Origin of the sequence: Novosphingobium mangrovi (assembly GCF_022818885.1) — a bacterium.
Taxonomy (GTDB): domain Bacteria; phylum Pseudomonadota; class Alphaproteobacteria; order Sphingomonadales; family Sphingomonadaceae; genus Novosphingobium; species Novosphingobium mangrovi.
Window position 1 is genome coordinate 1 of the sequence record NZ_JALHAT010000040.1, and the last position, 14,565, is coordinate 14,565.

11 protein-coding genes are annotated in these 14,565 nt (G+C 66.6%); 6 read left to right on the forward strand and 5 right to left on the reverse strand.

The annotated features are described in order from the left end of the window. The coding region (locus tag MTR65_RS16965; protein WP_243802307.1) for an HD-GYP domain-containing protein at nucleotides 1-1,108 on the forward strand (1,108 nt) is incomplete at its 5' end. Here the strand turns inward: MTR65_RS16965 and MTR65_RS16970 are convergent. Continuing rightward, nucleotides 1,027-2,808: an SLC13 family permease gene (locus MTR65_RS16970; RefSeq protein ID WP_226638291.1), complete on the reverse strand. Its 1,782-nt coding sequence runs from the start codon at nucleotides 2,806-2,808 to the stop codon at nucleotides 1,027-1,029. The genes MTR65_RS16965 and MTR65_RS16970 overlap by 82 nt on opposite strands. Nucleotides 2,809-2,823: 15 nt before the next feature. Beyond that, a complete protein-coding gene (locus MTR65_RS16975; protein ID WP_226638292.1) occupies nucleotides 2,824-4,389 on the reverse strand; it encodes a carbon-nitrogen hydrolase family protein in 1,566 nt (521 codons plus the stop codon). Nucleotides 4,390-4,655: 266 nt separating this feature from the next. Between MTR65_RS16975 and MTR65_RS16980 the strand changes: the two genes are divergently transcribed. Next, complete coding sequence (locus MTR65_RS16980) at nucleotides 4,656-4,928, forward strand: hypothetical protein (RefSeq protein WP_226638293.1); 273 nt, start codon at nucleotides 4,656-4,658, stop codon at nucleotides 4,926-4,928. Nucleotides 4,929-5,439: 511 nt separating this feature from the next. Here MTR65_RS16980 and queF read toward each other — a convergent pair. Continuing rightward, nucleotides 5,440-5,913 carry a preQ(1) synthase gene (gene queF / locus MTR65_RS16985; RefSeq protein ID WP_226638294.1) on the reverse strand — a complete coding sequence of 158 codons (474 nt, stop codon included), beginning with the start codon at nucleotides 5,911-5,913 and terminating at the stop codon, nucleotides 5,440-5,442. A 130-nt stretch (nucleotides 5,914-6,043) separates the two neighbouring features. Here queF and MTR65_RS16990 point away from each other — a divergent pair, with 130 nt between their 5' ends. Genes MTR65_RS16990 through MTR65_RS17000 form a run of 3 tightly spaced genes read left to right on the forward strand, consistent with a single transcriptional unit; the run spans nucleotide 6,044 to nucleotide 9,749 of the window. Next, nucleotides 6,044-7,381: a hypothetical protein gene (locus MTR65_RS16990; protein WP_243802309.1), complete on the forward strand. Its 1,338-nt coding sequence runs from the start codon at nucleotides 6,044-6,046 to the stop codon at nucleotides 7,379-7,381. Nucleotides 7,382-7,431: 50 nt separating this feature from the next. Continuing rightward, on the forward strand, nucleotides 7,432-8,658 hold the full coding sequence (metC, locus tag MTR65_RS16995) for a cystathionine beta-lyase (protein WP_243802311.1): 1,227 nt from the start codon (nucleotides 7,432-7,434) through the stop codon (nucleotides 8,656-8,658). 44 nt (nucleotides 8,659-8,702) lie between these two features. After that, the gene (locus tag MTR65_RS17000; protein WP_419145057.1) at nucleotides 8,703-9,749 is read left to right on the forward strand and encodes a mechanosensitive ion channel family protein; all 1,047 of its coding nucleotides are present in this window, start codon (nucleotides 8,703-8,705) and stop codon (nucleotides 9,747-9,749) included. A gap of 47 nt (nucleotides 9,750-9,796) precedes the next feature. Here the strand turns inward: MTR65_RS17000 and MTR65_RS17005 are convergent, their stop codons facing one another. Together MTR65_RS17005 and MTR65_RS17010 are read right to left on the reverse strand one after the other, a co-directional pair. Then, a complete protein-coding gene (locus MTR65_RS17005) occupies nucleotides 9,797-10,750 on the reverse strand; it encodes a GGDEF domain-containing protein (RefSeq protein ID WP_243802313.1) in 954 nt (317 codons plus the stop codon). A 17-nt stretch (nucleotides 10,751-10,767) separates the two neighbouring features. After that, a complete protein-coding gene (locus MTR65_RS17010) occupies nucleotides 10,768-11,451 on the reverse strand; it encodes a helix-turn-helix domain-containing protein (RefSeq protein ID WP_226638298.1) in 684 nt (227 codons plus the stop codon). 226 nt (nucleotides 11,452-11,677) lie between these two features. On the opposite strand from MTR65_RS17010, the gene MTR65_RS17015 reads away from it, so the two are divergent. Further along, entirely contained in the window at nucleotides 11,678-14,521 is a 2,844-nt protein-coding gene (locus MTR65_RS17015; RefSeq protein WP_243802315.1) for a bifunctional diguanylate cyclase/phosphodiesterase, read from the forward strand. The last annotated feature ends 44 nt before the right edge of the window (nucleotides 14,522-14,565 follow it).

The following is a 14,565-nucleotide window of genomic DNA, read 5'->3' on the forward strand; positions in this document are numbered from 1 at the left end:
CGCCGCCTCGCCCGCTGCGCCCCCCCGGCCGACCGCGCGCACGGCCTCGGGGCCTGTCCCTCTCACCCGCGAATTCGGCTCGGCCCGGCGGCTTGCGGGCAAGGCGAACAAGATCATCTCACGCGTCTTTCTGGAGGCGCGGCTGGGCAAGGTACCGCGCGTGGCCGATGTCGCGCCGGTGGTGGAGGACATCTTCGCCTCGATCCAACGCAACCCCTATGCATTCTCGGGCCTGATGCGCTGCAAGGCCGAGAGCGAGGCGACCTACCACCACATGCTGTCCGTCAGCGCGCTGATGGTCTCGCTCGCCCGGCAGATGCGCCTGCCACCGGGGGAAATGCGCCTCGCGGGCCTTGCCGGGCTGCTCCTCGACGTCGGCCTCGCGCGGGTCGAGGCGGATCTGCCCGAGGTTGCGCAGGCGGTCCTTTCGCCTGCGCGAGGGGAGGAGCGCGAACTGCTGGGCCGCCATTGCCTGATCGGGCGCGAGATGCTCGTCTCGGCCGGCGACGTGCCCGAAGAAGTGCTGCAGGCGGTCATGCGCCATCACGAAAGGCTCGATGGCGAAGGCTACCCCCAGGCGCTCGACACCCGCGACCTCGACGTCTTCTCGCGCATGGCCGCGATCTGCGACAGCTATGACCTGATCGTCTCGGGCGCGGTCAGCGGGCGCGCGCTCGACCCCTCCGAAGCCATGGAAACGCTGATGGGCCTGTCGGGTTCGCTCGACACCGAGATCCTCGCCCGCTTCAAGGAAGCGCTCGGGGTCTATCCGGTAGGCTCGTTCGTGCAGCTGCGTTCAGGCCGCATCGCGCTCGTCGTCGACCAGTGCCCCGGCGATCCCGAGCTCCCCACGGTCACCGCGTTCTACTCACTGGAGACGAACAAGCACGTGCGGGCCAAAACCATCGCGCTGGCCGAGTGCTATGGCGAGGATGCCATCGTGGGCGTGGCGGACCTCGACGCGCTCGACCTGCCCAGCCCGGAGGACCTGCGTGAAGCGCTCCTCTCGGGCCGCAGCCGGACCGATCAGATCCCGTACCAGAAGACCAGTGTGGTCGAGAGCGCAGCCACCATGATGAGCACGAGCGGCACGCCTGAACGCAGGTAATCCTTGAAGGTATAATCGCCTTCGGTGAGGATCATCATGTTGGTCTGGTAGGCAACCGGCGTCGCGTAGCACAAGTTGCAGCCGAACAGCACGGCCAGCACCAGCGGCTCCTCGGGCATGCCCAACTGCTTGGCGATGTTGAACGCAATCGGGGTGCCGACAGCGGCCGCGGCCGTGTTCGAGGCGAAGTTGGTCATCAGGGTCACGAACACCATGATCGCGGCGAGCACGCCTGCGGGCGGCAGGTACTGCAAGCCGCTCGACAGGATCTGGCCGAGCCATTCCGCCGCGCCCGACACCAGGATGAAGCGCCCCAGCGCGATGGAACCGGCGACCAGAACGATGATCTTGGCCGAAAGCGCCCGGCCCACGCGCTCGAAGCGCACGCAGCCCGTCGCGAACATGAGGATCGCGCCCGCCAGCGCCGAAATCGCAATCGGCACGAGGCCGAAGCTGGCAAGCCCCACCGAGCCGAGCATGATCGCGACCGCGAGCAGCGCCTTGCCCGAACGGGTGATTTCTTCACCGCCCTCGATCTGGAGCAGGCCCTCGGTCTCGGCGAAGTGGCGCAGGTCCTCGGGCATGCCCATCATCAGGAGTACATCGCCCTCAGCCATCTCGGTATCGGGGGTGTGCGCGCGGGTGTCGCGCAGCGGCTGGTGGACGTGGTGGATGCCCAGCATCGCCACGCCCTCGAACCCTGCGGTACTGGGCGTGAGGCCGATCAGGCGGCAATCGGGCGCGAGGATCATCTCGGCCACCATCAGGTCCTCGCGCGAGCGGGTGGAATCGGCCTTGATCCGCTCGGTCAGCCAGCGCGGGGCGAGCGTCGCCGACAGCGTGCGCGCGGCCTCCTGCAGGCCCTGGTAGGTACCTTCGGCCAGAAGGCGACGCCCGACGTGGCTGCGGTTGCCCGGCGGCAGCCAGGCGCGCACGTCCTCGGGCAGGTTCCCGCGCGCTTCCTCGATGGTCTTGCCGCGCATCGGCGCATCGTCGGAGAGGCGTAGTTTGGCAAGGAAGCGCCGGCTTTCCACCGAGACCTGCTTGGTGTTGTCGGGCAGCAGGCGCGGCATGACCAGCCACAGATACGGCAGCGCCACCAGCACCGAGATCAGCACGATCGGGGTAAAGTGGAAGACCGAGAGCGTGCGCATGCCCAGGTCCTGGGCAATCGAGACGACGAGCAGGTTGGTCGAGGTGCCGATGGTCGTCGACATGCCGCCAATGAGGATCGCGGCGTTGACCGGCATCAGCGTCTTGGAGGCAGGCATGCCCCCGCGCGTCGCCATTTGCGCCAGGATCGGGATCATCAGCACGAGCACGGGCGTGTCGTTGATGAGCATCGACATGAACAGGCACACGACGAGCGTGAAGAGCAGGCCCAGGCTCTTGTTGAACTTCCACACCCGCGCCAGCGCGCGCGCCGCCGGATCGAGCGCGCCGGTCACCACCAGCCCCCGGCCCATGATCATCAGCGCGCAGATGGTGACCAGCGCGTAGTGCCCGAAGCCCTGAAACGCCAGTTCAAGCCCGGCGTACTTGGTCTCGCCGGGCATCGGCATGACGTAGAGCAGAAGGGCAATGGCCGCGATGGTCAGCAGCGAGACGATCTCGACCCGCAGCTTTCCATTGAAGAAGCCATAGAACATGGCCAGCGCGATGAACATCGCACTCGCTGCGTGAAAGCCGGGAAGGATCATGGACTTGGCCTTGCCTTACCCTTGCGCCTGTGTCCACTCCACACGGTAAAGGTCAAAGCGACGGTCGCGCAGGTTTCGCACCGCGCCCGACTGGCGCGCGGTCAGCAGCGAATCGAGCGAAAGGTCGGCAATCGCGATGGTCTCGGTGTTGGGCGCGGTGTCGGCCGCCACGCCATCGCGCGAAAACGGGAAGTCCGAGGGCGTCAGGATCGCGCTTTCGGCGTAGTGGACGTCCATGTTCTCCACGTTGGGCAGATTGCCCACGACGCCCGAGGTGACGACGTAGCACTGGTTCTCGACCGCGCGGGCCTGGCAGCAGTAACGCACGCGCAGGTACCCGCGCCGCTCGTCGGTGCAGAACGGCACGAAGAGCATCAGCGCGCCCTGGTTGACGAGGTGGCGGGCCAGTTCGGGGAACTCGCTGTCGTAGCAGACCATGACCCCGATCGGGCCGCAGTCGGTGGGGATCACGTTGGCGCCGTAGCCGCCCTTGATGTTCCACCACTTGGCCTCGGACGGGGTGGGGTGGAGCTTTTGCGATTCGTGCACCGAGCCATCGCGCAGGAAGGTATAGGCAATGTTGCGGATCTCGCTCTTGCCGTCCTCGGTCTCGACGCGGGTGGGGTGCGAACCGCCGATGATGTTGATGTTGTAGCTCACCGCCATGTTCTGCATGAACGTGACGAAGCGCTTGGTGTAGGTGGAGATCTTCTCGATCGCCTCGACCGGCTGGAGCTTCTTCTCCTCGACCGAGAGCAGCGCGAGGGTGAAGAGCTCGGGGAAGACCACGAAGTCGCTTTCGTAATCGGCGGCAACGTCGACCCAGTACTCCACCTGCTCCTCGAAATCGTCGCGCGAGGAGATCTTGCGCATCATGAACTGGACAGTGGCGACGCGCACCTGCGAGGGCACGCGCTCCTTGAGGCCGGGCACGGCCTTGCCGGTGTCGCGCGGGGCTAGCGGGTTGGTCCAGTACATCAGAACCGCGTTACCGCCGCTTTCCTTGTCCTTGGGCAGGTAGTCGCGCAGGATCCCGCGCGGCTCGTACCCGCCGTTCATCTGGAAATTGATAACCTGGTCCTTGGCCTGCTTGTCGATCACGGCCTGGAGGTAGTCGGACGGGTTGGGGAAGGTGCGCTTGCGGCGGTAGTAGCCGGGCATGCGGCCGGCAAAGGCGATGCCCTTCAGCTCGAAATTCTGGCACAGTTCCTTGCGCTTGCGGTACAGGCGCTGGCCGATGCGCAGGCGGCGATAGTCGGGGTCGACGCAGACCTCGAAGCCATAGAGCACGTCGCCGTCCGGGTCCGGGATGCGGCCGTATCCGCCGTTGGTGATCTCTTCCCAGGTGTGCGGCTTGAAGGCGAGCGCGGTGGTGATGATCATCGTGGCGCAGTGGCCGACGATCACGCCCTCGTACTCGGCCACGAACTGGCCCTCGGGAAAGTTGATGATCTGCCCGCGCAGTTCGGCCCGGGTGAAGGCGTCGGCCTTGCCGTAGACCTTGACGGACAGCGCCGCGATCGCGGGGGCGTCCCCGACCGTGGCCTCGCGGATGATGAGTTTGGCTTTGGTATGGTCCATGCGGGCCTTAATACGCGCCAAAGCCCCCCAGGTTCCAGTGTAGAGTTCACCATTCCCGAGAGATTGCACGCACTTGAGGGAAGCCCTGCACATCCATGTCACACGCTTCCGGCAAAACGGCTCGTCGCACACATGAGTCGGCTCACCGACCGAGAAAAAGCAGCGCGAATTCATCCCCTTGGCAAAAGTTCCCGAATTTTTCGCAGAATTCCGGGATACTTTTGGCGGGCGCCCCCGTTGTCTTGGGGAAGGAAGGAGACACACCGATGAGCGCCACCCTGATCGCCCTTGCCCTGTTTGGATGCAGTGACGATGGCACCGCGTGCCGCCGCCTCGAGGCGCAGGCCCCGGTCGCCACCTTCCAGACCCGGGCCGAATGCGACCGCCAACTCGAAGACGCGCTGGAGACCGACGCAGCTCTGCGCGCCGATGCGCCCACCGTCTACGCCCAGTGCCTCCCTTCCGCCCAGCTTGCCGCGCTGGGTACCGGAGAGGTCGACCTCACCCGTGTCGGCAAGGTGCAGTTCGCGCAGAATTGATTATGTGTGGACGCATTGATCGACAGATGCAGTGTCTGGAATGGTTGGGAAGCTGCCCCTCCGTTACACTCTGCCCTGCTTATTCCGAGCTATAACTTCGGGATCGTAAGGACCGACTTTCTTCCGCCGATTTCGCACATTGACTATTAAGAGGCCGATACCGGCAGGGACAATAACAAGCTGCGGGTTCTGCAAAATGCCCTCGCTTGGGACATAATAGGCCCACCAGAGGCAAGCCCCAATCACCAATCCAATGGCGCCCCCGACATTCATGTTCCATGGCTTCATTCGAGCAGCATTCCGCATCTGCTCTATGTCTGCAAGGAGGCGGAACCGGACATCAAAGATTATTTCTCACTCCGTACGAAACACCTTTGACCGCTGCGAGCGTCTCGCCTCCCGAGAGAAAGTGCGTACAAGCGCGATCTTTCAAAGGTTCTGGGAGCCCGAGGGCAATGGCCCTCGGAACTTCATCTTCTACTTTACAAGAACCAGGCACCCGAAGGCCGGATCACCCCCGCCCGCGATAGCCCTGCACGCCCTGGTCGGGGACCCAGAGGCCCTCGGGCGCCGCGCCGGACTGCCAGAACACGTCAATGGGGATGCCCCCGCGCGGGTACCAGTAGCCGCCAATGCGCAGCCAGTGGGGCTTCATCTCGTCGAACAGGCGCTGGCCGATCCCCACCGTCACGTCCTCGTGGAAGCCGTTGTGGTTGCGGAACGAGCCGAGGAAGAGCTTGAGGCTCTTCGATTCGACGATGGTCTCACCCGGCGCGTAGTCTATGACGAGATGCGCGAAGTCGGGCTGGCCGGTCACCGGGCACAGCGAGGTGAACTCGGGCGCGGCAAAACGGACAAGATAGAGGGACTTGGCCCGCGGATTGGGCACATAGTCGAGAACCGCCTCCTCAGGGGAAGCGGGAAGCGCGCTCTGCTGGCCCAGATGCACGGGCGCCAGCGACGGGGAAGAGGATGTATCGCTCATGCTCCTGCGCATGGACCGGGAGGCCGTGCGAGGCAAGAGGTCTCGCAAACGCAACCGTCCAGCGCGCCGCCCCCGGCCAAGGCGCAGGCATTAAGACACGGTTCACCGCGCGCGGCGTTGGGAGAGAGGCATGAGGGGAATCAATCAGGTCACCACCGCCAGCGCCTTTGCGCTGCTTACGCTGTCGCTCGCACCGTCCGCATCCGCGCAGGAGCGCGCGCCCTGGAGCCTGCCCGCTGGCCCGGCCAGCCAGAGCGCGCCCGACGTGGCCGGCCCGGTCGATCCGGAAGACCCGACCACGCTGCCAGGCGGCGTGCAACCGCTGCCGCCGCTGCCCATCCCGACGCAGTCGCCCGCGCCCGCCCCATCGCCATCCCCCACACCGACGCCTGCGGCAGATCCTTCGGCCACGCCCACACCCGACGCACGTCCGACAGCCCGGCAAGCCCCCTCCCCCACTCCCTCCGAGCGGGCTCGCCCCGAGCCGAGCCGCCCAGCGCAGGAGAGTGCGCCGACCCCCGCCATGCCCCGCGCGACACCGACACCGACACCGGAGGACGCCGAGGCCCGCGAAACCGCCAGCCCGGTCGCTCCATCCCCCGCGCCGGAGCCTGCATCGGCTACGCCCGCGCGCCCGGAAGACACAACCGAGGCATGGCCCTTATGGTGGTGGGCCCTTCCCGCGGGCCTGCTAGCGCTGCTTCTTCTTGGCGGCTTCGCGCTGGCGCGGCGCAAGAGCGAGGGCCGCAAGGTTGCGCCCCAGCCCGCTCCGCGTCCCACGCCCCGGCCGACGCCGCGTCCCGCAGCCGCTCCGACGCCATCCCCCGACGTGGCCCCGCCTGCTCCGACTCCGGCTCCTACTCCGACTCCGGTACCCGCCCCGCCCCCGGCTTCCAACCGCCCGCAGGCGCACGGCGAGATTGCCTTCGAGGCCGTCTCGCTGCGCCTCTCGCTCGTCTATGCCTCGCTGCGCTTCCGCCTCTCGCTGCGCGCGCTGACAGAGATCCCGCCTGCCAACCTCCACGCCGACCTCACCTCCGCGCATGGCTCGGCCAGCCGCGAGGAGCAGCTCGCGCCCGCACTCGAAAGCCTGCCCGTGATCGCCTCCCTCCCGGGTCTGCGCGAAGGCGAGGACATCGTGCGTGAGGGCGAACTGCAGCTTCCGCTGAGCGCGATCCGCGCGGTCAATGAAGGCAGTGCGCGCTTCTTCGTGCCGCTCGTGCGCCTCGCACTCGTGGCCGACATGGCCCACCCCGAAGCGAGCGCGGCCCAGCCCGAACTCGGGTTGGGGCTCGTCTTCACGGTCGGCCAGCCGGGCCGCGCGGGCGCCGATTCCCCGACATCCGCCCTCGCGCCCATCCGCATCGACACCGGCCCACGCGACATGGCCGTGCTCGACGTGCGCGAAATCGCGGCCGGGCGGCGCAAGCATCTCTTGCCTCTCGATTTCGCGGGCGCGCCCGGTTAGGCTGCGCGCTCATCCCCCTCACACGAAGCCTCCCCAAGCGAGGCGCGGAGTTGAACTTGAGCGACAGCACGGATCTGAAGACCACGCGCACGGCCACCCGGGTCGTGGGTGCGGGACGGCGCAAGGAATGGACAGGCGCCGTCGTCAACCCGCCAGTCTGGCGCGCCTCGACCCATCTTTACGAGGACACCGCCGCGCTCGCACGTGGCAGCCAGTACAACGAGGACGGGCGCTTCTTCTACGGCCGTCGCGGCAGCCCGACGCAGTGGGCCTTGTGCGAGGCGCTGACCCAGCTCGAACCGGGGGCTGCGGGCACGGTCATCTACCCCTCGGGCGTCGCGGCGATCTCGGGCGTGCTGCTCACGCTGCTGAAACCCGGCGATGTTCTGCTCATCAGCGACAACGCCTACGATCCCTCCCGCTCGATGGGCACCGGGCTCCTCGCCGATTTCGGGGTGGAGACGCGCTTTTTCGATCCGCTCGACATCGAGGCCTACACCGCAGCCTTCTGCGCGAAGACCCGCGCCGTCCTGCTGGAAGCGCCGGGCAGCCTCTCCATGGAGATGTGCGACCTGCCGCAACTGGCCCGCATCGCGCGCGAAAAGGGCGCGATCTCGGTGCTCGACAACACCTGGGCGAGCCCGCTCGGCTTTGCGGCGCTGGAGAAGGGCATCGACATCTCGCTGATGGCGCTCACCAAGCACGTGGGCGGGCACTCGGACCTGATGATGGGCTCTGCAAGCGCGGGCCCCGAACTCTACGAAGCGCTGCGCAAGCGCGCGCAGCAGCTGGGCAATGTCGTCTCGCCCGACGACGCCGCGCTGGCCCTGCGCGGCCTTCGCACGCTCAGCCTGCGCCTGCGCCAGGAAGCGGCCAGCGCCTTGAAGATCGCGCAGTTCCTGCAAGAGCGCGCGGAAGTGGCGCAGGTCCTGTGCCCGATGCTGCCCGGCGCGCCCGGCCACGATGTCTGGGCCCGCGATTTCACCGGCGGCTGCGGCCTCTTCAGCTTCGTCTTCCGGGGCGGCTCGATGGAGGACCGCAACCGCTTCGTCGATGCGCTCCAGCTGTTCGGGATCGGCTTTTCCTGGGGCGGCTACGAAAGCCTGGCGCTCCCGATCCAGCCCAAGAGTGCGCGCTCGGTCATGCCCTGGCCGCCGGTCAGTGCCAACGACGCGGCCACCGACCGGCACGGCGTGCGCCTGGCCATCGGCCTGGAGGATCCCGACGATCTCATCGCCGACATCGAACAGGCGCTTGGCGCCTGGAAGGGCGCATGAACTTCACCGCCGCGCTGGCGGCCGCCGCGATGATGGCGAACGAGATGGCCGCGGGCGAGAGCCCCGATCCCGAGGCCACTGGCGACGTTCTCACCGCGCCCTCCCCGACACCCACCGTCACCCAATACGTCGAGCAGCCGCTGGCGGGCGCGGACGGCCTGCGCGATGCGGTGGCCTCGCACTCCAACACCATCGGCGGCTTCATCAACACGCTCGATGCCATCGCGATCGAGGTCGGCTCCACGCGCCTCTCGCTCTGGGATCTGGCCGTGGTGGCCATCGTCATGGCGCTGGTCATCTCGATTGCCTGGATGACGAGCAAGCTCTCGCACCGGGTGCTGAGCAGCGCGACGCGGCTCGACATGACGCAGCGCCTCCTGATCGAGAAGGGGCTGAGCCTGCTCATCTGGGGCATCGCCATCCTCGTCGGGATCGATGTCCTGGGGATCGACCTCACCGCGCTGACCGTGTTCTCGGGCGCGTTCGGCCTTGCCATCGGCTTTGGCCTCCAGAAGACCTTCGGCAACCTGATCGCGGGCATCATCCTGCTCATGGACAAGTCGATCAAGCCGGGCGATGTCATCGCAATCACCGACCAGGCGGGCAACTCCACCTTCGGGCAGATCCGCCGGATCGGCATCCGCGCAGTCTCGCTGACCACGCGCGACCAGAAGGAATACCTGATCCCGAACGAGAACCTGATGATCAATCAGGTCGAGAACTGGTCCTATTCCAGCCGCAACGTGCGCATCCAGGTGCCGGTCGGGATTTCCTACAATTCCGACATCGACCGCGCCGAGGCGCTGATGCTGGAAGCGGCCCGCTCGGTGAAGCGCGTCCTTGATGCCCCGCCGCCGACCGCGTGGCTGGAATCCTACGGCGACAGCTCGGTGAACTTCATCATCCACTGCTGGATCACCGACCCCGAGGAAGGCATCGGCAACGTGCGTTCCGAGGTCCTCAAGACGCTGTGGCACAAGTTCCAGGAGGAAGGCATCGAGATCCCCTTCCCCCAGCGCGACATCAACCTGCGCACCAACGAGGCGCTACGCGATCTGGTCGAGGCCCTGCGCGGCCGCGAGGGGCGCTGAGCCTCACGCCGCCGTCCTCGGGCCGTTGCGCTTCGCGCGCGGCCGGTTCAGTCGTCGTGGCGGCGGTTGTGCATCTGCCCGGTGGCGGACGGCGCGGCGACGAAACGCGGCCGATCGCGGCGCTCCATCTCCAGCCGGTTGCGGCCCTTGGCCTTGGCGGTGAAGAGCGCCATCTCGGCGCGCTCCATCGTCGAATCGAGGTCCTCGGAGATTTGCGCGACGCCCGCGCTGGCGGTGATCGCGAATTCGCATTCGCCCACCTTCTGGCGGCGTTCGGCCAGCGTCGTCACCACGCGCGAGCAGATCGCTTCGGCCTGTTCGGCGGTGGTGCGCGGGAGAAGCACGGCAAAGCGCTCCGAGCCGATCCGCGAGATGATGTCATCGCCGCGCAGCATCTCGCGCAGCAGGTCGGCGAAGACACGCAGCACCGCATCGCCGGTATGCTGGCCGTACTTCATGTTGATCGAGCGGAAGAAGTCGAGGCTGAAAAGGCCAAGGCACCCCTTCATCTCGCTGCCCAGCATGTGTTCCAGCATCGAGACGAACGCGGAGCGGTTGGTCAGGCGCGTCAGTGTATCGGTGTAGGTCGCGGCGAAGAGCTGGTCACGCAGTTCGCGCTGCTCGTCGATGCTGCGCATCAGGCTGATCGCGCCGTAGACCTCGCCGCTTTCGTCGCGCAGCGCCCGTGCCCGGAAGCGGTACCAGCTTTCGCGCTGGTCGGGGGTGTGCGCGGAAACCTCGATCCAGGCCCCGTCCTCACCACCTGCAACCGCGTTGCCGTGGGCGTGGGCGACCTGCGGCTTGCCCTCCTCGCCGACGAGATCGAGCAGGTGTACGCCGACATGGGCATTGGCGCCGACATCGAAGCCGAGCTGCGCGATCGCGGGGGAGGCATCGACGATGTACCCCTTGAGGTCGGTCTTGACGACGATGTCCCCGCTGCCATCGGCCAGAAGCCGGTAGAGCGCGACACCTTCCTGCAGATTGAGCTTCTCGATCACCGTCTGCGCCCGGTCGCCTAGAGTTCGATCATGATCCGCACCTTTTCAGGGGCGGTCTCGACAGCGCTGGCGATCTGCTCGCGGCAGCGCGCGATGAGTTCGGCAAGCCCCGGTGTGAAACGGTCGGGGCGCAGATCATCGACGGGAACGCCAAGGGCATCGGCAATCCCGCTCATGCGCTCCTCGATGGGACGCGCCCGGCCCTGCTCCCAGGCCCACACGGTGGGCTTGCTGACGCCCAGCTGGCTGGCGAGTTCACCCTGGGTGAGGCCACGCAGCTTGCGCAGGCGGTGGATCCGCTCGCCCAGACTCTCCCCGCCGACCGTGGTGTCGGGCGCGGGATGGGCCGGCAGAACGCCGGTCTGGAGCTGGACCGCACTACGCAGTTCCACCGCGCTGAGCGCGCTTTCGGGCACCGGTGCCAGAAAGGCGCAGCCGTAAAGTCGGCCGCTCGACCAGATCACGCGCGCGGGCAGCGCGCCCACTTCGGGCAGGGCAATCTCCAGCGTCTCGCCGATCTCGAGGTTCTCCTCGGTCTCGAGCAGCGCGCCGGTCTCGCTGAAATTGTGGATGGCGACCTGCGCCTCGCTTCCGGACGGCAGCTTACCACGGGTTTCCAGGAACAGGCGCCGACGCTGCGCGCGCGCCAGCCCCGATGGGTCCTCCACGGTATCGAAATGAGCGGCAATGGCCAAGGTCACGGTACTCCACTAAGGGGTGAAGCACTGGCGCATCGGGGTAAAGATTCCGTTAGCGCAGCCCTATAATTGAATGCCGGGCAGCTAACCTAGTGAACCCGCAAAGCGCATAAAGACATGCACCCTTGCGGCAAACGCGGAACGGAACCGTTATCTGCGCATTCAACGTTTACAATCCTGTAACCAGCACGCCCCTAGGTACGCTGAAAACGATTGGGGCGCATCTCACGTGTTAGCGATTCTTTCCTGCATCCAGGACCAGCATGAAGTGCGCTTCGTGATCGTGGCCGGATTGATCTGTATTCTCTCGGCTGCGACCACGGTCCTCGTGCTGCGTCACGCCCGCGCGGCGACGCGGCGCGAACGCCTCAACTGGATTGCCCTTGCCGGGGTTTCCTCGGGCTTCGGGATCTGGGCCACGCACTTCATTGCCATGCTCGGCTACGCGCCGGGGGTAATCATGGGCTACGACACGCTCCTGACGCTGCTCTCGCTTGTCCTGGTCGTGACCACGTCCACGCTGGCCTACGCCACCATGATGCGCACGGGTCGCCCCAACACGGCCTCGATCACGCTGGGCGCCATCCTGTGCGGGAGCGGCGTCAGCGCGATGCACTACTGCGGGATGCTGGGCCTGGAACTGCCCGCCCGCATCACCTGGGACGGCAACTATATCGTCGCCTCGATCCTGGCCTCGGTGCTCCCCCTTTTCCCCGCCTTTCACCTGGGCCTCAAGCGCCGCGGCAACGTCAGTTTCGCGGGCGCCGCGGCGCTTCTCGCGCTGTCCGTCGTCGCCCTCCACTTCATCGGCATGACCGGCCTTGCGGTGACCCCCGCCAACCTGCCTGTCCACACCAACTTCATCTCCCCACGCGCCATGGCCTTCGCGGTCAGCGTGATCTCGATGGGCCTGATCGGCCTGGCCATCACCGTGGTCATCCTCGTGCACAAGACCGAAGCCGTGATCCGCGCCAGCGAGCGCCAGTTCACCCTGCTGGTCAAGGGCATCTCGGACTACGCGCTCTACATCCTCGACCTTCAGGGCCGGGTCGCCAGCTGGAACGCAGGCGCAGAGCGTCTCAAGGGCTACACCCGCGAAGAGGCCCTGGGCCGCGAACTGGGCAGTTTCTACACCCCCGAAGACCGCGAGGCCGGCCTTCCCGAACGGGCGCTGGGGATTGCCGCGAGCACCGGCAAGTTCACCGGCGAGGGCTGGCGCATGCGCCGCGACGGAACGCGGTTCTGGGCCCAGGTCACGATCGAACTGCTCAAGGACGAGAAAGGCCGCTCGATCGGCTACGCCAAGATCACCCGCGACGTCACCCAGCACAAGGAAGCGCAGGACCGCATCAACGCGATCGGCATGCAGCGCGACGCCGCTCTTGACCATATGCACCAGGGCCTGTGCCTGTTCGACGCCGAGGAACGCCTCGCGCTCTTCAACACCCGCTTCCTGGAAATGTACGATCTTGGTCCGGATGACCTTCGGATCGGCATGACGCAGGACGAGGTGATCGAGGCCGGGCGCACCTCCGGCCTTGGCCAGTCGCTGGCGCCCGATCACCTCGAAACGACCGGCAACCTCGTCCAGATGAGCCTGCGCGACCCCAGCCTGTCACCGGTCATGGCTGAATATTCGGATAGCTTCATCGTTTCGATCGCCAGCCGCCGCCTGCCCGACGGAGGCTGGGTCTCGACCTTCGATGACATCACCAACCAGCGCAAGTCCGAGGCGCGCATCGAGCACATGGCGCTGCACGACGGGCTCACCGGGCTTCCCAACCGGACCCGCCTCAACCTGTGGCTGGAAGAATCGATCGCGACCGCCCGCCACCATGGGCGCAAGCTGGCCATCGCGGTGTTCGACCTCAATCGCTTCAAGGACATCAACGACAGCTTCGGCCACGCCTGGGGCGATATCGTCCTTGCCGAGATCGCCCGCAGGCTGAACGACACCCTGGCCGACGGCGAATTCGCCGCGCGGCTGGGCGGCGACGAGTTCGGCGCCGGCAAGATCTACACCACCGATACCCAGCTCACCGAGTTCCTGCGCCGCCTCGAACGCTGCTTTGCCGAGCCGATCGAGCACGAGGGCCAGACCCTCCATTTCGGTGCCAGCATCGGCGTTTCCACCTTCCCGGATGACGGGATCGACCGCGAGACACTGCTCAACAACGCGGATCTCGCGATGTACCGCGCCAAGGGCCAGATCGGCGAGAACGTGTGCTTCTACGAGCCGAGCATGGACGAGAGCGCGCGGGCGCGGCGCAAGCTCGCCAGTGACCTGCGCCAAGCCATCGAGCGCAACGAACTGGAGCTTCTCTACCAGCCGCAGTGCTTCATCGAAGGCGGCAAGCTTTCGGGCTACGAAGCGCTCCTGCGCTGGCATCACCCGACGCGCGGCCTGGTCTCGCCGGTGGAATTCATCCCTATTGCCGAGGAAGCCGGCCTTATCCTGCCCATCGGCGAATGGGTGCTGCGCCAGGCCTGCCTGGAAGCCAGGCGCTGGGACAACGACCTGCGCATCGCGGTCAACCTCTCGGGGATCCAGCTGGTCCAGCCCGACATCGCCCAGACGGTCACCCGCGTCCTGCTTGAAACCGGCCTGACGCCACGGCGCCTCGAGCTCGAGATCACCGAAACCTCGATCATCTCGGACAAGGCCAGGGCCCTGCACAACCTGCGCCAGATCAAGGCGCTGGGCGTTGCCATTGCCATGGACGACTTCGGCACCGGCTATTCCTCGCTAGACACCCTGCAATCCTTCCCGTTCGACAAGATCAAGATCGACAAGTCGTTCCTGCTCCAATCCGACAGCAACGCGCAGGCCCAGGCCATCATCCGCGCGGTGCTCGGACTTGGCCAGTCGCTGCAGATCCCGGTCCTCGCCGAAGGAGTGGAGACCGCGGGTCACCTCGACCTTCTGGTCAGCGAGGGCTGCCACGAGGCTCAGGGCTATTTCCTGGGCCGCCCCGGCCATGCGCCAAGCCGGCTCCTGGCCGAAAGCAGCCTTTCCACCGGCGAGAGCCCGCATGGCCCGCTCATCACCGCGACACCTCTCGCCGCCACCTGAGGACAGGACACCGCCCCTACCCCCAGGCTGCAAGCCCCCGAAAA

Excerpts from the sequence above, each read along its gene's own strand:
- MTR65_RS16980 (WP_226638293.1), top strand. The coding sequence starts at position 4,656 with ATGAGCGCCACCCTGATCGCCCTTGCCCTGTTTGGATGCAGTGACGAT.
- queF (WP_226638294.1), bottom strand. The coding sequence starts at position 5,913 with ATGAGCGATACATCCTCTTCCCCGTCGCTGGCGCCCGTGCATCTGGGC.
- MTR65_RS16990 (WP_243802309.1), top strand. The coding sequence starts at position 6,044 with ATGAGGGGAATCAATCAGGTCACCACCGCCAGCGCCTTTGCGCTGCTT.
- MTR65_RS16975 (WP_226638292.1), bottom strand. The coding sequence starts at position 4,389 with ATGGACCATACCAAAGCCAAACTCATCATCCGCGAGGCCACGGTCGGG.
- MTR65_RS16970 (WP_226638291.1), bottom strand. The coding sequence starts at position 2,808 with ATGATCCTTCCCGGCTTTCACGCAGCGAGTGCGATGTTCATCGCGCTG.
- MTR65_RS17000 (WP_419145057.1), top strand. The coding sequence starts at position 8,703 with ATGGCCGCGGGCGAGAGCCCCGATCCCGAGGCCACTGGCGACGTTCTC.